This window comes from Halorubellus litoreus (genome assembly GCF_055378595.1).
In genome coordinates this window covers 2,380,604-2,399,809 of sequence record NZ_AP043836.1, presented here as the reverse complement: position 1 = coordinate 2,399,809, position 19,206 = coordinate 2,380,604, and the positions used below count along the sequence as shown (strand labels likewise).

At 69.5% G+C, this 19,206-nt stretch carries 15 protein-coding genes and 1 pseudogene; 8 read left to right on the top strand and 8 right to left on the bottom strand.

The features are described from left to right. The first annotated feature begins 41 nt into the window (after positions 1 to 41). A complete protein-coding gene (locus tag ACZ48X_RS16140; RefSeq protein ID WP_336348729.1) occupies positions 42 to 998 on the top strand; it encodes an ABC transporter ATP-binding protein in 957 nt (318 codons plus the stop codon). Next, the gene (locus tag ACZ48X_RS16135) at positions 998 to 1,876 is read left to right on the top strand and encodes an ABC transporter permease (protein WP_336348730.1); all 879 of its coding nucleotides are present in this window, start codon (positions 998 to 1,000) and stop codon (positions 1,874 to 1,876) included. Before ACZ48X_RS16140 ends, ACZ48X_RS16135 begins: the two co-directional genes overlap by 1 nt. 104 nt (positions 1,877 to 1,980) lie before the next feature. On the opposite strand, the gene ACZ48X_RS16130 is transcribed toward ACZ48X_RS16135, so the two are convergent. Beyond that, the gene (locus ACZ48X_RS16130; RefSeq protein ID WP_336348731.1) at positions 1,981 to 3,039 is read right to left on the bottom strand and encodes an NAD(P)-dependent glycerol-1-phosphate dehydrogenase; all 1,059 of its coding nucleotides are present in this window, start codon (positions 3,037 to 3,039) and stop codon (positions 1,981 to 1,983) included. A 149-nt stretch (positions 3,040 to 3,188) separates the two neighbouring features. Between ACZ48X_RS16130 and ACZ48X_RS16125 the strand changes: the two are divergent. The 4 genes and pseudogenes from ACZ48X_RS16125 to ACZ48X_RS16110 form a co-directional block, all read left to right on the top strand. Further along, a pseudogene (locus ACZ48X_RS16125) lies at positions 3,189 to 4,562 on the top strand (APC family permease); the annotation flags it as partial. A gap of 272 nt (positions 4,563 to 4,834) precedes the next feature. Then, complete coding sequence (locus ACZ48X_RS16120; protein ID WP_336348733.1) at positions 4,835 to 5,488, top strand: potassium channel family protein; 654 nt, start codon at positions 4,835 to 4,837, stop codon at positions 5,486 to 5,488. Positions 5,489 to 5,490: 2 nt separating this feature from the next. After that, positions 5,491 to 5,877, top strand: a complete 387-nt coding sequence (locus ACZ48X_RS16115) for a hypothetical protein (RefSeq protein ID WP_336348734.1) — start codon at positions 5,491 to 5,493, stop codon at positions 5,875 to 5,877. Positions 5,878 to 5,988: 111 nt separating this feature from the next. After that, positions 5,989 to 7,164 carry an inorganic phosphate transporter gene (locus ACZ48X_RS16110; RefSeq protein ID WP_336348735.1) on the top strand — a complete coding sequence of 392 codons (1,176 nt, stop codon included), beginning with the start codon at positions 5,989 to 5,991 and terminating at the stop codon, positions 7,162 to 7,164. 36 nt (positions 7,165 to 7,200) lie between these two features. Here ACZ48X_RS16110 and ACZ48X_RS16105 read toward each other — a convergent pair whose 3' ends face one another. Further along, entirely contained in the window at positions 7,201 to 8,253 is a 1,053-nt protein-coding gene (locus ACZ48X_RS16105) for an NAD-dependent epimerase/dehydratase family protein (protein ID WP_336348736.1), read from the bottom strand. 101 nt (positions 8,254 to 8,354) lie between these two features. Here ACZ48X_RS16105 and ACZ48X_RS16100 point away from each other — a divergent pair, with 101 nt between their 5' ends. Next, entirely contained in the window at positions 8,355 to 8,567 is a 213-nt protein-coding gene (locus ACZ48X_RS16100; RefSeq protein ID WP_336348737.1) for a zinc ribbon domain-containing protein, read from the top strand. Beyond that, entirely contained in the window at positions 8,568 to 8,825 is a 258-nt protein-coding gene (locus ACZ48X_RS16095) for a hypothetical protein (RefSeq protein WP_336348738.1), read from the top strand. Positions 8,826 to 8,834: 9 nt separating this feature from the next. Here ACZ48X_RS16095 and gltB read toward each other — a convergent pair whose 3' ends face one another. The 6 genes from gltB to ACZ48X_RS16065 all read right to left on the bottom strand — a co-directional run bounded on the left by gltB (position 8,835) and on the right by ACZ48X_RS16065 (position 19,140). Beyond that, on the bottom strand, positions 8,835 to 13,577 hold the full coding sequence (gene gltB / locus ACZ48X_RS16090) for a glutamate synthase large subunit (protein WP_379761782.1): 4,743 nt from the start codon (positions 13,575 to 13,577) through the stop codon (positions 8,835 to 8,837). A 269-nt stretch (positions 13,578 to 13,846) separates the two neighbouring features. Then, the gene (locus tag ACZ48X_RS16085; RefSeq protein WP_336348739.1) at positions 13,847 to 15,376 is read right to left on the bottom strand and encodes an ATP-binding protein; all 1,530 of its coding nucleotides are present in this window, start codon (positions 15,374 to 15,376) and stop codon (positions 13,847 to 13,849) included. Positions 15,377 to 15,531: 155 nt separating this feature from the next. Further along, a complete protein-coding gene (gene proS, locus ACZ48X_RS16080; RefSeq protein ID WP_336348740.1) occupies positions 15,532 to 17,031 on the bottom strand; it encodes a proline--tRNA ligase in 1,500 nt (499 codons plus the stop codon). Between the two features lie 75 nt (positions 17,032 to 17,106). Next, positions 17,107 to 17,733 carry an 8-oxo-dGTP diphosphatase gene (locus ACZ48X_RS16075; protein WP_336348741.1) on the bottom strand — a complete coding sequence of 209 codons (627 nt, stop codon included), beginning with the start codon at positions 17,731 to 17,733 and terminating at the stop codon, positions 17,107 to 17,109. A gap of 52 nt (positions 17,734 to 17,785) precedes the next feature. Then, the gene (locus tag ACZ48X_RS16070; RefSeq protein ID WP_336348742.1) at positions 17,786 to 18,265 is read right to left on the bottom strand and encodes a DUF488 domain-containing protein; all 480 of its coding nucleotides are present in this window, start codon (positions 18,263 to 18,265) and stop codon (positions 17,786 to 17,788) included. 29 nt (positions 18,266 to 18,294) lie between these two features. Continuing rightward, positions 18,295 to 19,140: a hypothetical protein gene (locus tag ACZ48X_RS16065; RefSeq protein ID WP_336348743.1), complete on the bottom strand. Its 846-nt coding sequence runs from the start codon at positions 19,138 to 19,140 to the stop codon at positions 18,295 to 18,297. Positions 19,141 to 19,206: the final 66 nt, after the last annotated feature.

Genomic DNA, 19,206 nt, shown 5'->3' with positions numbered 1-19,206 from the left:
GAGTGAGAAAATTTACAATACCTGATAGTCGTTGGCGAGACATGGCCCCCGCCATACGAACAGAGAACCTGACGAAGCGATTCGGCAGCCTCACGGCCGTCGACGCGCTCGACCTGCACGTCGAGGAAGGCGAGATATTCGGGTTCCTCGGCCCGAACGGCGCCGGGAAGTCCACGACGATCAACGTCCTCTTGGACTTCCTCCGGCCGACCGAAGGTCGTGCGGAGGTCCTCGGGTACGACACGCACAGCGACCCGATCGCCATCCGGCAGCGCACGGGCGTCCTCCCGGAGGGATTCTCCGTCTACGACCGCCTGACGGCGATGGAGCACGTCGAGTACGCCATCGAGACGAAGCGCGCCAGCGACGCCCCTCGCGACCTCCTCTCTCGCGTCCACCTCCAGGAGGAGGCGTGGGAGCGCAAGGCCGGCGAGTTCTCGAAGGGGATGACCCAGCGCCTCGCGCTCGCGATGGCGCTCGTCGACGACCCCGACCTCCTCATCCTCGACGAACCCTCCTCGGGACTGGACCCGACGGGCATCCAGGAGATGCGCGACATCATCCGCGAGGAGGCCGACCGCGGCACGACCGTGTTCTTCTCCAGTCACCAGCTCCCGCAGGTCGAAGCGGTCTGCGACCGCGTCGGCATCATGCGCGACGGCTCGATGGCCGCGGTCGACACCATCGACAACCTCCGCGACGACGTCGGCGGTGCGACCACCATCGAACTCGAGGTCGACCCGATGCCGGACGCGGACGCGCTCGACCTCCCCGCCGTCGACGGCGTCGAGCACGCGACCGGACGCGGGGACGCCATCGAGGTGACGTGTAGCGACCCGCGAGCGAAGGTCGACGTCGTGAAGCGCGTCGACGCGGAGACGACGGTCACGGACATCGTGAGCGACGAGACCGACCTCGAGGAGCTGTTCAACCAGTACACGTCCGGCGACGCCGTGGAACGCGACGACCGCGAGCAGGAGGCGGAGGTGACCGCCTGATGGAGAACCTCACCGCGATCGCACGCCGGGACTTCCTGGACGCCCGCCGGTCGAAGCTCGTCTGGGGCGTCTTCAGTCTCTACGGTATCATCGCGCTCCTCATCTTCGTCGGCCCGACGCTCGTCGCCGACAACGTCGAGTCGTTCGGTATCATCAGTATCGTCTCCTCGGTCGGCCTGTTCCTCCTGCCGTTCATCGCGCTCGTCGCGGGCTACCTCGCGATCGCCGGTGAACGAGAGAGCGGGACCGTGAACTTCCTACTCGGGCTCCCGAACACCCGCAAGGAGGTCGTGCTCGCGAAGTTCCTCTCGCGCGGTGGCCTGATGCTCGCCGCGACGATGCTCGTGTTCCTCATCGGCGTCGTCGTCGCCGCCACCCAGTACGCCGACCCCCAGCTCGTGCTGTTCGCGCCGACGCTCGCGTTCACCGCACTCCTCGTGCTCGTCATGGTCTCGGTCGCGGTCGGCATCTCCGCAATGACGGGGTCGCGGTCGAGCGCGATGGCTGGCGCCGTCGGGTTCTACTTCGTCACCATCCCGTTCAACCTCATCCCCACCATCTCCATCCCCGGCCTCATCCGGTACGTCACGAACGACCTCCTCGGGATGGCACTGGAGGGCGACATCTTCCAGTTCATCCAGGCTGCGATATCGCCCGCGATGGCGTACCAGCAGGGACTGAACGTCGTCACCACTCGGCTGTACTTCGACCGCTTCGAGTCGAACCTTCCGCCGGAAGCCCAGGAGCAGGCGCTCGCGCGACTCAACGACCAGGCGTGGTACCTCGCGCCCGAGGTCATGGTCGCCATCATGCTCGTCTGGCTCGTCGTCCCCCTCGCGCTCGGCTACTGGCGGTTCAAGGACGCGGAACTCGGGTGACGGTCCTCGGACTCGTCGCCGGAGTCGTGCTCGCCCCCACCTGAACCCTCGAAAGGCATGCTTCTCTCGGCGGTAACGGAGTGAAAGGAACTATCGGTGGCGCGTCAGATGACGCCGGTCTTCCGTGCGACCTCGCGCGCCGCGTCCTCGTTCATGCCGTCGCCGAGGATGGTGTAGCGGTCGCGGATCGCGTGACAGGTCGTGAGCGACTCGATGACGACCCCGGGGTCGATGCCGAGTTCGTCCGCGGTCGTCGGTGCGTCGATGGCGGCGAGCGCGTCGCGGATGTCCCGCCAGATGCCGCGGTCGCCACCGTGGAGGTACGCGGTCATGATGGAGCCGACGCCGACCTGATGGCCGTGGAGCGCGGCGTTCGGCGCGAGCCGGTCGAGCTGGTGACTGAACAGGTGCTCGGCGCCCGACGCGGGACGGGACGACCCGGCGATACTCATCGCGACGCCCGAGGACATCAACGCCTTCGTGACGACCCACGCGGACTCTTCGAGGCCCGGGCGGACCATGCTGGCGTTGTCGACGAGGATCTCCGCGGTCATCTCGCTGAGCGCGGCGGCGTACTCGCTGTACTCGACGTCCTGGAGGCGGTTCGCGAGCCGCCAGTCCATCACGGCGGTGTAGTTCGAGATGATGTCCGCACAGCCCGCGGTCGTCAGGTCCCACGGCGCGTTCGCGAGCACGCCCGTGTCGGCGACGACCGCGAGCGGCGGGTCCGCCGCGACGGAATGGCGCGTGTCGCCTTCCGGAATCGAGGAGCGCCCGGAGACGATGCCGTCGTGACTCGCCGCCGTCGGGACGCTCACGAAGCCCTTGTCGCAGTGGTCGCTCGCCATCTTCGCGATGTCGATTGGTTTCCCGCCGCCGACGCCGACGACGTACCCGATGTCGTCGTTCCCGGCGGCTTCCGCGACCTCCTCGACGGTCTCGAAGCTCGCTTTCTCGACGGTGACGACCTCGGGGTCGATGCCGCGTTCCTCGTACTGCGCGACGATGGGTGCGGCGGCGACGTCGCGCGGCGTCGGACTCGTGACGATGAGCGGTCGGCCCGTCAGGTGGATGTCGTCAACGACCTCGACGGTCTGGGAGAGCACGTCGTGGCCCACGACGACGTTCCGCGGGAGTCGAATCCACGTCGACTTGTCGAACATACCCGCAACGACGCCCGTAGCGCGGAGAAACCTTTCGCCTCGACGACCCGCGCTCGCGGCGCGTCGCGCGGCCTCGAGCACGCGCGAGTTCCCACTCGATGGGTTCGAGACCAGTGATTAAGGCGGACGGTCGTGTACGCGAGGAACGAATGGCACAGCACGAAGAGCGGTCGCCGTCGGCGAGTCTCGGGTTGCTGGACGCGACGATGGTCGGGATGGGCGCGATGATCGGCGCAGGCATCTTCGTCCTCACGGGCCTGGCGGCGGACATCGCGGGCCCCGCAGCGATCCTCGTGTTCGGACTGAACGGCGTCGTCACGTCGTTCACGGCGCTGTCGTACGCCGAACTCGCGTCCGCGATACCGAAGAGCGGCGGCGGCTACGCGTTCGTCGAGGAGGTGTTCAGGGACTCGATCGCGTTCCAGATGGGGTGGATGCTCTGGTTCGCGTACATGATCGCCGGGGCGCTGTACGCGCTCGGGTTCGCGGGGAACTTCCTCGAGTTCGTGCACTTCTACTGGGAGGGGCTGCCGTCGGGCGCGCTCCTCGGCCCGGTCACCTGGAAGGTCCTGTACGCTATCGGGCTCGTCGGGTTCCTCGTCGTCCTGAACGCGGTGTCGACCGCCGCCAGCGGCGGCGCGGAGACCGTCGTGACGATAGTCAAGATCGTCATCCTCGTCGTGTTCTCGGCGTACGGCGCGAACGCGGTGGACCTCGCGGAGTTCGACCCGTTCTTCACGAACGGGACGGTGAACGCGATACTGCCGGCGATGGGGTTGACGTTCATCGCGTTCGAGGGGTACGACCTCATCGCGACCGTCACCGAGGAGGTGAAGAACCCGCGGAAGAACATCCCGCGAGCGATCTTCCTGTCGCTCGCGGCGACGATCGTCATCTACCTCGTCGTCGTCCTCGTCGCTATCGGGACGCTCGGCGCGGGCGGCCTCGCCGGCGCCGGGGAGCGCGGTATCGCGGAGGCGGCGAAGGGCTTCATGCCGGCTGACATCCCGATACTGCAGAACGGCGCCTCGGTCATCGCGTTCGGCGCGGTGTTCTCGACGGTGTCGGCGCTGAACGCGGTCGTGCTCGCCTCCAGTCGGGTGGCGTTCGCGATGGGACGCGACCGGTTGCTGCCCGCGGGAATCGGCCGCATCCATCATCGCTTCGGGACGCCGCTGATCGCGGTGGTGGCGAGCGCGGTCGTGATGCTCGTCTCCGTCGCGTTCGTCCCGATCCGGCAGGTCGGGTCGCTCTCGAGCCTGTTCTTCCTGCTGTCGTTCGTCGTCGTGAACGCGAGCGTCATCAAACTCCGGCGGGAGCGCCCGGACATGCGTCGGCCCTACGAGATGCCGTTCTATCCGCTGCCGGCGGTCGCGGGCATCGTCGGGAACCTCGTCCTCGGGTACTACCTCGTCACGGCGAACCTGACGACGGCGGGGCTCGCGTTCGGGTGGCTCGTCCTCGGCGGGGTCGCGTACGTCGCGCTCGGCCGCGTCGGCCTGCGGCGCGAACCGGCCGGTGGCGCGAGCGAGGGCATCGACGTCGATACCGGTGGTGGGTCCGACGCCGCGGGCGACGCGGACGCCGGGAGCGCGGGCGACGAGTCCGGTGTCGGTGCGAGCACGCGCGGGGAGGCGACCGCGCATCGGTCGCTCGACCACGTCGACGCTGACGCCGAACTCGCGACGCGGGACGCCGCCGGCTACGACCGGACGGACGCGGGCGACTCGCGTGGTTCCGACGAGGTGGGAACCGACCCGGAACGTGAAGGCGATGGCGAGTCGAGGGGTGAACGATGACGAACGGACCGCTGCGCGTGGTCGTCGTGGGGAGTGGCCCGGTCGCGCTCCGCGCGATAAAGCAACTGGACGACCACGGGCACGACGTCGTGGTGGTGGAGCGAGACCCGGAGCAACTCGCGGAGCTCGAGGCGGCGTACGTCGCGACGGCGATCGAGGGCGACGCGACGCGACCGAGCGTGCTCGCGCAGGCGGACGTGGAGCGCGCGGACGTCGTCGCGGCGCTCACGGACACGATGGGGACGAACGTCGCGGTGTGTACGACCGCGAAGCGAATCGACCCGGGGACGCGGACGATACTCCGGTCGACGTACCCGGATATCGAGGAGTTCGCGCCGTACGCCGATCAGGTGGTGTTCCCGGAGCGCGCCGGCGGCCGCGTCGCCGTCACCGCCATCGAGGAGGACTTCGGGGCGCTCACGGGCCTCTCTGGTGACCTGGAGGTGTACGAGCTACGCGTCGCCGAGGACGCGCCGGTCGCGGGGAAGCGACTGTCGAGCGTGTCGCTGCCCCAGGGGAGTCTCGTCGTGAGCGACGAGAACGGCGACACGGTCGCGAGCGCCGACACCGTCCTCCAAGCGGGCCACACGTACGTCGTCGCCGTCGAGGGCCGGGTCGCGGACGAAGTGATGAACCTCTTCCGCGGGTGACGATGCCGGACGCTCCGAGCGACGACGCGGCGAGTGCGCCAGAGTGCGAGCACGACCCGGCTGTCGCGTACGAGGTCGGGTTCGGGTTCGCTGACGGCGTCGACGGCGTCGAGGACGTCGATTCGGCGTGCGCGATGCGCGCCACCGTCCACGAGGTGCCCGTCGGGAGCGCTGACGCCGACGCCGTCGGCTGCGCGGACGAATCCTGCGAGCACTACCACGAGCACGTCGCGGCGGACCTGCGCGCGACCGCGGCACGCCACAGCGGGAACGTCGGCGCGGACGGGTCGTGTCGCGTCGACCGCGACGCCGGGACTGACTTCGACGCCGGGACTGACCGCGACGCCGGAACTGACCGCGACGCCGGGACTGACCGCGACGCCGGTTAGCGGCTCGCGCTCGACCCGAAGGCCGTGCCCGTCGATGCGGTCGTCGCGACGAACACACCGATACGTGCCCGGCGACCGATTCCTTATACCGTTCGCGGCGCACTCACCGGTATGGTCGAGGTCCTCCTCCTGGTCGGCGTCGCGGTGGCTGTCTTCGTCGGGTTCAACATCGGCGGGTCGACGACGGGGCCGGCGTTCGGCCCGGCCGTCGGCGCGAACGCCATCTCGAAGACGGTCGCCGCCGCCCTCATGTCCGGGTTCTTCTTCGTCGGCGCGTGGACGCTCGGGCGGCGCGTCGTCGCGACGCTCGGCGAGGAACTCGTCACCGACCCGGGCGTGTTCACGATCGAATCCAGTATCGTCGTCCTGTTCTTCATCGGCGGCGCGCTCTTCGTCGGGAACTACTTCGGCGTGCCGGCGTCCACGTCGATGACCGCGGTCGGCGCCATCGCGGGCCTCGGCGTCGCCAGCGGCGCACTCGACTGGACGGTCATGGGCGAGATCGCGGTCTGGTGGATCGTCGCGCCCGTCATCGGGTTCTGGACGTCCGCGGTCATCGGTCGGTACTGGTACCCGCGCATCGACGCGTGGGTCGACATCGAGAGCACGCCCGGCGCGCTGTTCGAGGTGAACCGCGACGGCCTGATTCCGCGACCGGCCGCCGGCCCGAACACGACGCGGCGCGAACTCACCGGCGGCGTCGTCGTCGTCGCCATCGGATGCCTGATGGGGTTCTCCTCGGGGACGTCGAACATCGCGAACGCCATCGCGCCGCTCGTCGGCGCGGGCGTCGACCTGAACATGATGATACTCCTCGGCGGCGTCGCGGTCGCGGTCGGCGCGTTCACCATCGCCCGCCGGACGCTCGACACGCTCGGGAACGACATCACGGACCTCCCGTTGACCGCCGCGATCGTCGTCGCCATGGTCTCCTCGACGATCGTCGTCGGCCTCTCCGCGATCGGCATCCCGGCGTCGTTCGTCATCATCGCGACGACGTCCATCGTCGGCCTCGGCTGGGGGCGCGCCACCCGGACCGCGACGGTGTCCGGGGCGGTGTCGGGCGAGGAGTCGCCGGCCGTGTCCGTCGGCGCGCTCGCCGCGGACAACCCCGACGACGAGCCGCCAGCGATCGGCGAGGAGTCCAGCGAGGACATTCCCTCCGCCGCGGACCTCTTCGACCCCGAGACCACGGGTCGCGTGCTCGCGATGCAGAACGTCGTCCCGGTCCTCGCGACCGCCGGCGCGTACGCGACCTTCCTCCTCCTCTACGCCGTCTGGTGGTAACCGCGGTCCCGCTACGGGCCGACCACTCGCGAGCGCTCAGAGCGTGTCGAGGACGTCGAGCAGCGTCTCCTCGCGCTCGCGTCCGGGGTCCTCGTCGCTGCCGTCGCGGTCGGTCGCGAGGTGGTCGTCGACGCTGCGCTGCATCGCTTCGCGGAGCGGCGTGGCCTCCCAGCCGAGCGCGGCGAGCTTCTTGGTGTCGAGGACGTGCGGGTAGTCCCGGTAGAGGACGTAGTCGTCCGTGGAGAGGTCCGCGATGGAGAGCTCGCGTTCGCTCGCGTGCACGACCTCGACGTCGCCGGCGTCCTCGGGTGCGCTCTCGGGGGCGTCGGCGGCGTCGCCGAGGCAGTCCGCGATGAGGTCGACCATCTCCTCGAGCGTCACGAGGCGGCGGTCGCCGACGTTGTACGCGTGGCCCGCGCTGCCTTCCTCGGCGACGACGCGGAGTGCGCTCGCGACGTCCTCGACGTACGCGCGATGCCAGACGTTCGTCCCGTCACCGGGGACGACGACGCGCTCGTAGTTCGCGACGCGGTCGATCCAGTAGTCGAGTCGCTCCGTGTAGTCGTCGGGCCCGTACACGATACAGGGTCGGACCGCCATCGCGCGCAGCCCGCGTTCCTCGGCGGCGGCGAACACCGCACGGTCGCCCTCGGCCTTCCGGTTCCCGTACGTCTCACCGCTCTCGTCGACCGCCTGGTCGCCCGTGCACGATTCGAGCGCGGTCGCCTCGTCGCGCCCCTGGAGCGCGCCCTCCCGCTTCGGAATCTCCTCCTCGCCGTACGCCGCGCCCGAGGACACGTACACGTACGCGTCGGCGTCGTCGAACACGCGCGTCGCCGTCCGGACCTCCCGGGGCTGGTACGCGACCATGTCGAAGACCGCGTCGTACGCGCTCTCCCGGGCCGCCGTCGCGAGGTCCGCGTCGTCCGTCCGGTCGCCCTCGACGTGCGTGACGCGGTCGTCGTCCGCGAACGGGTTCTCGTGGTTCCCGCGGTTGAATATCGTGACGTCGTAGTCGTGCGCGAGCAGGTCCGCGACGAGGTGTCGCCCGATGAATCGCGTCCCGCCGATGACGAATGCGCTGTCCATGCCAGTAGCGACTCGACGCCGCGAAAAGAGCGTGGCGTTCGCGGTACCAGCGTTCGGCCACCAGCAAAAAATACTCAAGTAACCGAGGCGTCGGTCGGGATATGTCGCCCTCCACTGACAGCGGCTGCCCGAAGTGTGGCCACACGGACGCGATCACGGACAACATCTCGACCACCGGCGGTGGCCTCTCGAAGATGTTCGACATCCAGTCGAAGAACTTCGACGTCATCTCGTGCGCGAACTGCGGGTACTCCGAGCTCTACCGTTCGGACCGCCGGAGCGGGAGCGACATCGCGGACATCTTCTTCGGATAGATGGCCGCCGTCGGCTTCGCGTTCCTCTTCGTCCTGTTCGCGCTCGTCCTCCCGCTCGCACTCTACTGGTTCGTGAAAGGCGAGGACCCCGACCCGAGCGAGACGACGTCCTGGAACGACGCCCGCGACCGGGCGAGCAGCGACACGTTCGGCGGCGGTCGACGGGACCGCGACGGGCGTGACGGAGACGACCGCGAAGACCGCGGGTCGCGCGGGTCCGACGACGACCGCGGCGTCGACGGCAACCACTGGAACTGACCGCGGCAGTCAGTCGTCGCTGCTCGCGTACCCCTGCGCACTCCCGGCGTTGTCCGCGGTGGCGCTCGCGGGCGGGCTGTCGCGGACGTCGAAGCCCTCGCGCTCGCTGAGCACCTTCTCGTACGCGTCGGGGAGGACCTTCGCGAACGCGGCGAGCGCAGCCTCCCAGTTCTCCAGCAACGCGGCGGCGCGCTCGCTCCCGGTGTACGCGTGGTGGTTCTCGACGAGGCGCCGGAGGACGGTCGCGTCGCGCTCGTCGAGGTCGTGCTCGACGTGCACCATCCCCTCGTTCACGCGGTCCTCGAACGCGACCGCGGGCGCGTCGACGTCGTCGAAGAACGCGCTCTCGTCGAGGACGTACGCGAGCCCGCCGCTCATCCCGGCGGCGAAGTTCGCGCCGGTGTCGCCGAGGACCGCGACGACGCCACCGGTCATGTACTCGCAGCCGTGGTCGCCGACGCCCTCGACGACCGCGTGCGCGCCGGAGTTCCGGACCGCGAACCGCTCGCCGGCGCGCCCGTTCACGTACGCCTCGCCGTCGGTCGCGCCGTAGAGCGCGACGTTCCCGGCGACGACGTTCTCCGTCGGCTCGAATCCGGCGCGGTCGGGCGTGTCGACGACGACGCGCCCGCCGCTGAGACCCTTGCCGACGTAGTCGTTCGCGCCGCCGCGCAGGTGGAGCGCGACGCCCGAGGCGAGGAACGCCCCGAAGGACTGCCCGGCGGTCCCCTCCAGGTCGACGGTGAGCGTGCCCGCGGGCAGGCCGGCCTCGCCGTACCGGCTCGTGACCTCGTGACTGAGCGTCGCACCGACCGCGCGGTCCGTGTTCGAGATGTCGGCGGAGACGCCGACCGGCTGTCGGTCCTCGACCGCTTCGCGCGCCTCGTCGAGGACGTCCCAGTCGAGTTGGGCGTCGACCTCGTGGGTCTGCTCGCGGACCTTCGTGTGCGGGCCGTCGCCGACCTCGGCGAGGACGCCAGAGAGGTCGAGCTTGCTCGCGCGCTCGTGGGCGACGTCGCGCTGCTCGAGGCAGTCGACGCGCCCGATCATGTCCTCGACCGTCGAGAAGCCGAGTTCGGCCATGTACTCGCGGAGGTCCTGCGCGAGGAACGTCATGTAGTTGATGACGTGCTCGGGCTCGCCCGGGAAGCGCTTCCGGAGGTCCTCGCGCTGGGTCGCGACGCCCACGGGGCAGGTGTTCTTGTGGCACTGGCGCGCCATCACGCACCCCGAGGAGACGAGGCTCGCGGTCCCGAACACGTACTCCTCGCCACCGAGGAGCGCGGCGACCGCGACGTCGCGACCGGTCTTCATGCCGCCGTCGACGGTGACGCGGATGCGGTCCCGGAGGCCAGTCCTGCGGAGGGTCTGCACGGCCTCGGCGAGCCCGAGCTCCCACGGCAGGCCCGCGTGCTTGATGCTCGTCTTCGGGCTCGCACCCGTCCCGCCCGAGTGCCCCGAGATGTGGACGACGTCCGCGTTCGCCTTCGCCACGCCCGCCGCGACCGTCCCGATGCCCGCCTCGGACACGAGCTTCACGTTGATGTCCGCGTCGGGACTCGCCGCCTTCAGGTCGTGGATGAGCTGTTTGAGGTCCTCGATGCTGTAGATGTCGTGCAGTGGCGGCGGCGAGATGAGGCCCACACCGGGCGTGGACTTCCGGACGTGCGCGATCATCTCGTTCACCTTCTCACCCGGCAGATGGCCGCCCTCGCCGGGCTTGGAGCCCTGGGCCATCTTGATCTGGATCTCGTCCGCGTTCGAGAGGTACGTCGACGTGACGCCGAAGCGCCCGGACGCGACCTGCTTGACGTTGCACTCCTTCTCCGTGTCGAAGCGCTCCGGGGGTTCACCGCCCTCGCCCGTGTTCGCCTTCCCGCCGATGCGGTTCATCGCCACCGCGTTGTTCTCGTGCGCCTCCGGGCTGAGGCTCCCGAGACTCATCGCGGCCGTCGAGAACCGCTCGACGATCTCGTGCACCGGCTGGACGTCCTCGACGGGGATGGACTCGCGCGAGTCCGTGTCGAAGTCGAGCAGGCCCCGGAGCGTCTCGGGAGCCTCCTCGTCGGGGGTGTCGTTCGTCGCGCTCGCGAAGTTCTGGTACTCCTCGTAGTCACCCGTCCGCACGGAGCGCTGGAGCGCGCCGACCGTCTCGGGGTTCCACGAGTGCCGGCGCCCGCCGTTCCGGTGCTCGAACTCGCCCTGCCGTTCGAGTTCGACGTCGTCGCCGAACGCGAACGCGTGGCGCTTCGCGACGTCCGCGCCGACATCGTCGACGCCGATACCGCCCGTTCGGTTCTCCGTGCCCTCGAAGTACTCGTCGACGAACTCGGGAGCGAGGCCGACGGCCTCGAACACCTGCGCGCCCTGGTAGGACTCCACCGTGGAGATACCCATCTTCGCCATGATCTTCAGCAGGCCCCCTTCGAGCGCCTCGCGGTACGCCGCGCACGCCCTCGCGGTGTTCGCGCCGTCGCTCCCCGCGGTCAGGTCCGCGAGCGTCTCGTACGCGAGGTACGGGCAGACCGCGTCCGCGCCGTACCCGACGAGCGTCGCGTGCTGGTGGACGGTGCGCGGGTCCGCGGAGTCGACGACCAGGCCCGCGCGGTTCCGCGCGCCGGTGCGGACGAGGTGATGGTGGACGCCACCGGTCGCGAGGAGGCTCGGAACGGCCGCGCGCTCCGGCCCGCTCGCGCGGTCCGAGAGCACGACCACGTCCGCGCCGTCCTCGATGACCGCGAACGCGTCCTCGCGGACCGCCTCCACTGCCTCCTCGAGCGTCGCGTCGTCGGGGTCGTACGTCGTGTCGACCACGGCCGACTCGAGGCCGTTCGCGTCGGCGCTCCCGTCGAGCGCGCGGATGGCGTCGACCTCGGAGAGCGAGAGCACGGGCGAGTCGGCGACGAGCTGGCGGGCGTGCGCGGGCGTCTCGTCGAGGAGGTTCCGCTGGAACCCCATCCGGGTCTCCAGGCTCGTCACGCGCTCCTCGCGGATGTAGTCCAGCGGCGGGTTCGTCACCTGCGCGAACAGCTGCTTGAAGTACGACGCGAGCGGGCGGTCGTGGTCCGAGAGCACCGACAGCGGCGTGTCGTCGCCCATCGAGCCGACGGGGTCCTTGCCCTTCTGACTCATCGGCTCGACGAGGTTGTCGATCTCGTCGTGCGTGTACCCGAACGCCGCCTGCTGCGCGCGGAGGTCGTCGACCGCGTCCACGATACCGCCGCCGTCCGCGTCGACCTCGCGCTCGTCCTCGACGTCGACGTCGCGCTCGGCGTCCAGTTCGTCGCCCTCGTCGGTGACGTCGTCGAGCGCGACCTGTTCGTCGGCGACCCACTCGCCGTACTTCGAGTCGGTGAGGTCGTCGAACACCTCGTCGTCCGTGAGTACACCCTGTTCGGGGTCGGCGACGAAACACTGGCCGGGTTCGAGGCGGCCGCGTTCCTCGACCTCGCTCTCGTCGACGTCGAGCGCGCCCGCCTCGCTCGCCATCACGAGCCGGCCGTCGGTCGTCACGTCGTACCGGCACGGCCGGAGGCCGTTCCGGTCGAGGACCGCGCCGACGCGCTCGCCGTCGGTCGCGGCGACGAGCGCCGGGCCGTCCCACGGCTCGACGAGGCTCGCGTGGTAGTCGTAGAACTCGCGGCGCTCGGCGCTCATCGCGTCGTCGCCGCGCCACGCCTCCGGGACGAGCGTCCGGAGCGCGTGCGGGAGGTCGCGGCCGGACTCGAGGAGGAGTTCGAGCGTGTTGTCGATGCTCGCGGTGTCGGACTGCTCGGGGTCGTCGATGACCGGGCGGACGTCGGCGACGTCGAACGCGTCCGCTTCCATCTCGGTCTCGCGAGCACGCATCCAGTTGACGTTCCCGCGGAGCGTGTTGAACTCGCCGTTGTGGATGATGTTCCGATAGGGGTGCGCGAGGTGCCAGGCGCCGAGCGTGTTCGTCGAGAAGCGCTCGTGCACCATCACGAACGTCGACCGGATGCGTTCGTCGGTGAGGTCCTGGTAGTACGACCGGACCTGTTCGCCCTTCAGCAGTCCCTTGTAGACGAGCGTCTGTCGGTCGAGCGAGCACACGTAGAACCGTTCGGCGTCCGCGTCGTCGACGTCGGGATGGGAGAAGTCGGGCGCGTCCTCGGCGGACTGGCCGGAGGTATCGGCGTCGTCGGCAGTCGGATGGGCGACGCCGTCGACGCGATGCTCGATGCGCTTCCGGGCGACGAACAGGTCGGTGTCGAAGGCGTCTCGGTCCTGGCCGTCGGCGGGCGCGACCGCGACCTGCCAGACGTCCGGTTCGGCGTCGCGCGCGGTCGCGCCGAGGTCGCTCGCGTCCGTCGGCACGTCCCGCCATTCGAGGACGTCGACGCCGCGAGCGTCGAGTTCCGCCGTGACGAGGTCCTGGAGTGCCTCGCGTGCAGCAGCGTCCTGCGGGAAGTACAGCGACCCGACGGCGTACACGTCGGGGAGGTCAGTGTCGAGGACGCCGTCGAAGAACGCGTCGGGCCGGCGGAGGAGGATGCCGGCGCCGTCGCCGGTGTCGGGTTCCGCGCCGGTGGTGCCGCGGTGTTCGAGGTTCACGAGGAGGTCGAGGCCGTCGCTGACGACGTCGTGACTGGGTTCGGCGTCGAAGTCCATGACGACGCCGACCCCGCAGTTCGCACGCGCATCCGTGGGGTCCGCGAGGCCGCTCGTTCGCTGAGAGTCCATCGTATCGCCCAGTCCGGGGTCTCCGGACTGGTCGTGTGGCTGAGTCATGCTACGTCCTCCCACAAGCACCTACAAGAGGCTACTCCTGAATCACTAAGGGTCTCTTAATCCCCCACTAGGAGATATAAGGGATTCGGCGCCGATTCCCATACAGGAAGCAGTCTCGAGGGGCGCCATACGTTCACAAACCATCTTCGAGAAATCCTGGACGAACGGTCGGAGAAAATATTATTCCGCGCTCCCCAGGCCTGTAACTTCCTCGGCGCGAGCGGAGGCTTGCCGACCCGTCGACGCACCCCGAAGAACGACCGCCCGAGTCAGTTCACGTGAAACTCGAAACGCGCGCCGCCCTGCTCGCTCGCCGCGACCGCCGGCTCCCAGCCGTGCGCTCGCGCGATCCGTGACACGATACCGAGCCCGAGCCCCGTCCCGTCGTCGCTCGTCGAGTACCCCGCCTCGAACACCTGGTCGCGCTCCCCGGACGGGATACCGACGCCGTCGTCCGCGACGAAGAACCCATCGGCGTCCGCGAGCGCATCCACCACCACGGTCACGCCTTCGTGTCCACCGTCCGTCTCGCCCGACACCGCCCCATCCACCTCGCGCTCGGGCATCGCGTGCTCCTGCGCGTTCCGGAACAGGTTCTCGAACACCTGCAGGAGCCGGTCGCGGTCCGCCGCCACCACGCCCGGCTCCCGAACCACGAGCGACGACGTGGACGCACTCACGCTCGCCCACGCCTCCCGCGCGACCGCCGCAACCTCGACGTCCGTCGTTTCGTCCACGTCCTCGCCCTCGCGAGCGAGCGTCAACACCTCCTCGATGATCGACTCCATGCGCTCGAACGCGTACTCCACGTCCTCGGCCGTCTCCGGATCGCCCGTCTCCTTGTACAGCTCGAACGACCCACGGCCGAGACTCAACGGGTTCCGGAGGTCGTGCGCGACCACGCTCGCGAACTCGTCCAACCGCTCGTTCTGGCGCTCCAACGCCTCGCGCTGCGCGTGGAGCTGCTCGCGCTGACGCGCTTGCTGGATCGCCGCCGCCGTGTTCTCCGCGAGAATCTCCGCGAACCGCCGGTCCGAATCGTCGAACTGGTCGCCGAACTTCCCGAGCGACAACACGCCGAACTCGCCGATCGGGACGTACATCGCGAACGCGAACACGTCCCGGTCGTAGGGGTCGTCCGGCCCGATCTCGTCGACGACCGTCGTCCCGTTCCGGAACGCACGCCCGTGCGGCGAATCGTCCACCGGGTACGGCGGCCGAGAATCGATATCGTCGACGCGCCCCCCGAACGTCACGTGCCGCAGCACGTCCTCCTCCGCGTCGAACTCGCGGACCGCCGTCCCCGGGAACCCGAGCACGTCGTTCGCCGCCTCCCCGCAGAGCTCGTACGCCTCCGCCGGCGAATCCGCCGTCATCAACCCGCGGGTCGCGTCGTGCAACGCCTCGACGGTCTCGTCGTACCGCTCGCTCGTCCCCAGGTCCGTCAACGACCACACGAACCCCCGCGTCTCACCGTCCCGCTGGAACGGCGTCACCGTCGCCTCGTAGAGATACCACGACCCCTCCCCGGCGCGTCGAGCGCGCGCCTCGAACGTCACCTCCGACACGGACTCCGCCGACAGCGACGCCGCCGCGTCCTGGTACGCCTCGAACGTCCGGCTCGCGAGCAACCCCTCCTCGACGAGGTCGCGGAGATGCTCGCCGACGAGGTCGTCGAAGTCCCGCCCGAACAGGACCGAGCACCGGTCGTTCCCCAGGGAGACGCGACCGCCGCGCGTCACGACGAACACGGCACCGGGGAACGACTCCAGGACGGAGGACGTCGTATCGTCGAACATGAAAACGAACCAGTAATCGTCCGACACTTTCGGCCGCTGCGATAAGAGCGTATCGGCAGATTCGAGCCTCGAAAAGCGACCACGAGCGCGCCCCGTCGACCCGTCACCAACGGTCGAACCGCCCGTTTGGGCGGGTACACCCGGCGTAAGACGGCTCAGTACGTCTTCGCGAAGTACGCGACCTCGGTCGCGTCCTCACCGCACATCGTGCACTCGTCGCCCTCGACCGCGACTTCCTCACCACCCTCGACGGCCGCCTCCGGCGCCTCGCCGTCCTCCAAGGGCAGCATCGCGATCTCCGCGGCGACCTTCTCCTTGATGACCTCCTCGCACGCCTCGTCACCGCACCACGGCGTCTTCACGAACCCACCGTGCTGGCCGATGGTCCCCATGATCTCCTCGGGCTCGGTGGCGGTTCGGACGTTCTCCGCGAGGTTCTCCGCGGCCTTCGCGTACAGCTCGTCGAACACGGTGTCGAGCTGGTCGTCGACCTCGTCGACGAGCTCGGTCCGGTCGAGCTCGCGCTTCGTGTTCTGGTTGTCCGACCGACGGACCGCGGTGACGACCTCGTCCTCGACCTCGTTCGGGCCGATCTCGATGCGGAGCGGGACGCCCTTGAGCTCCCACTCGTTGAACTTGAACCCGGGGTTGCGCTGGTCGCGGTCGTCGAGGTGCACGCGCACGTCGCCCGCCTCTTCGAGTTCCGCCGCGACCTCGGTCGCGTACTGGAGGACGTCGTCCTTCGTGTCCTCCTGCCAGATGGGGACGATGACGACCTGCTCGGGCGCCACAGCGGGCGGGAGCACGAGCCCCTGGTCGTCGCTGTGGGTCATGATGAGCGCACCGAGTGCGCGCCAGGACAGCCCCCACGACGTCGTCCACGCCGTCCGCTCCTCCTCGTCCTCGTCCGTGTACGTCACGTCGTACGCCTCCGCGAACGACTGGCCGAGCGCGTGACTCGTCCCACCCTGCACGGACTTCCCATCGGGCATGAGCGCCTCGACGGTCGTCGTCATGTCCGCGCCCGGGAACTTGTCGTGCTCGGGCTTCTTCCCGCGGAGCACCGGGATGGCGAGCACGTCCTCGTACAGGCGCTCGTACTGGCCGAGACGCATCATGACCTCGTCGAGCGCGCCGTCCTCGGTCGCGTGCGCCGTGTGGCCCTCCTGCCAGAGGAACTCCTTCGTCCGGAAGAACGGCTTCGTCTCCGTCGCCTCCCACCGGATCACCGAACACCACTGGTTGAGCCGCATCGGGAGGTCGCGGTGACTGCGCGTCCACTCGCTCATGAACGGCGTGATGATGGACTCGCTCGTCGGCCGGACCGCGAGGCGCTCCTCGAGTTCCTCGTACCCGCCGTGGGTGACCCACGCGACCTCCGGGTCGAACCCTTCGACGATGTCCGCCTCGCGCTCGAGGAACGACTCCGGGATGAGTACGGGGAAGTACGCGTTCCGCGCACCGGTCTCCTTGAACCAGCCGTCGAGGTGATTCTGGAGGCGCTCCCAGAGCTCGTAGCCGCGCGGGCGGGTGACGATGAAGCCACCCATCGGCGCGTAGTCCGCGAGTTTCGCCTTCTGGACGACCTCCGCGTACCACTCGCCCGTGTTGTGGTTCTTGCTCTCCGTGATACCGAGTTCCTGCTCGCCACTCATTACGCCAGTCGACGCCCACCGCGACCATAAGGGCATTGAAGCCCGCGGCGCGCTGTGGTACGCGGCCGGTCCCGCTCAGTCGTCGTCGAGGTCGACGCCCGATCCGTCCGCGTCGAGGTCGACGCCGACCGCGACGTCGTGCTCGAGCATCTCGTCGCCGTCCGCGTCGAAGTAGAACACGCCGCGGATGGTGTCGCCATCGAGGACGTGCGGCAGCCATAGCTCGTCGTCCTCCCACATCTCGTCGTAGGGGACGTCCTCGCGAGCGCGCCACTCCGGGAACGCCTCCGGCGTCTCCTCGGGACTCCCGGTGACCGAGTGCGCGACGTAGACGTGACAGCAGAAGACGTGCTCGCGGCCGAAGTAGAAGTCGAACTCGCCGCGCTTCGCGAGGTCCGCGACCTCGACGCCAGTCTCCTCCTTCGTCTCGCGCGCCGCCGCCTCGCGCGGGGTCTCGCCGGCCTCCACCTTCCCACCGGGGCCGTTGTAGAGGTCCGCGCCGAGCCCGCGGCGCTTCCGTATCATGAGGAGTTCGTCGTCGGCCGCGAGCGGGAGCGACCCGCGGAGGGGATAGCAGATGGTCGCGTCGTCGCGCTCGCCCGCGAACGCGTCGCTCGGCACGCCGTCGGCGACGTCCACGTCCGCGTGCTCGGTCCACACACCCACCGCCTCGGGTCCAGCGTCGGGCGACCCCTCGTCCATACCCGGAGATGAGCACGCGGGCACAATCAAGCGTTCGGACGCGACCGCGCTGTCAGTCGTCCTCAGCGGTCGCGAGCCGCGATTCGAGGACGTCCCGGAGGATGGTGCGGTGACAGCGCTTCTTCTCGGTGTTCTCGAAGCACACGAGCGCGACGTCCTCGCCGTCGCGGACGCGCTCGGCGAGCGACTCCAGTGCCACCGCGGCGTCCGCGTCCGACTCCAGGTGCGTCCGATACCGCTCGGCGAAGTCCACGTCGAGCCACGCCTCGTTGTGCGCCTCCCGCTCGCAGACGCCGCGCATCTCGAAGTCCTCCTGCAGCTGTTTCGTCTCGTCGAGGAGGCCGGATGGCGGGGCGAGCGCCGGTTCGTTCTCGTCGACGCTCCCCGAGAACCACCGCGTCGGCCGCCGCACGACGCCGACGCGCGTCGCATCGCCGACGTCGGCGAGGTCGTGCTGGAGCGCCGCGACGTACGTGTCGAGCACCCGGCCAGGTGCGTCGGATTCGTCGGTCACGCCCGAATCGTCGGTCACAGGTCGAGCGACGAACGCGACCCACTAAGTCACTCGGTCGTCGTCGGGACCGCCACGGTGCGTTCCATCGTCCCCGACCCCCAGTCGAGGACGACCACCTGCTCGTTCACGCTCGGCACCAGGCCGACCGACCGCGTCACCGTCCTCGTCTCGCCCGCCGCGACCTCGACGCGGAGTTCGCCCTGATCCGAGACGGCGCGCGAGCCGAGTTCCGCGAGGAACTCGCCGTCGCCCTCGCCGACGTTCGCGACCGTGAACGACACCGCGACCTCGTCGCCGTCCGCGCGCGCCGGCACCTGGAACGGCCGCACCTCGAACGCGGGAGGGTTCCTCAGCGAGGGGACCAGCGAGTTCGTGAGCGGAAACACCGGAGTTTCGACCGCGCCGACCCACGCCAGCGCCACCGCCTCGGGGTCGACGTCGAGCGGAAGCGAGAACGCGAGGTGGACGCCGTCGGTGAACGGCTGGACGGTCTCGGAGACCGGCTCGATAGCGGCGTCGTCGACGCGGAGCTCGCAGGCGTCTCGCGCCGCCTGCTGTGGGTCGTCGCCGGACACCTCGAGTTCGACGACGACGTACTGGCGGTCGGCCTCCGCGCTGACGCTCGGGTGCGTGCCCGCGAGGAGCGTGACGATGGCGCGCGACGTCCGCGCCGACGCCAGCCGGACCGACCGACCGTCGACGTCCGCGCGTCTCGCGGGAGCCGCATCCCCCTCATCGGTGCCGTCTTGCGTCGTCGCGTTCGTCGTCGTCGACCGCGTCCCGGTGGGCTCGGTCGTGCCGCCGCCACCGTCGGTCGCGTCGAGACAGCCCGCCGTCGCGGCGAGCGCCGGCAGGACGGCAGCGACGACGGCACGGCGAGAGACGCGTTTCATGCCAGTACAAGCGGCCACGGCCGGTAAGTGTCTTGTCGAGACTCTAATGCGAGTTTCACCGGAGCA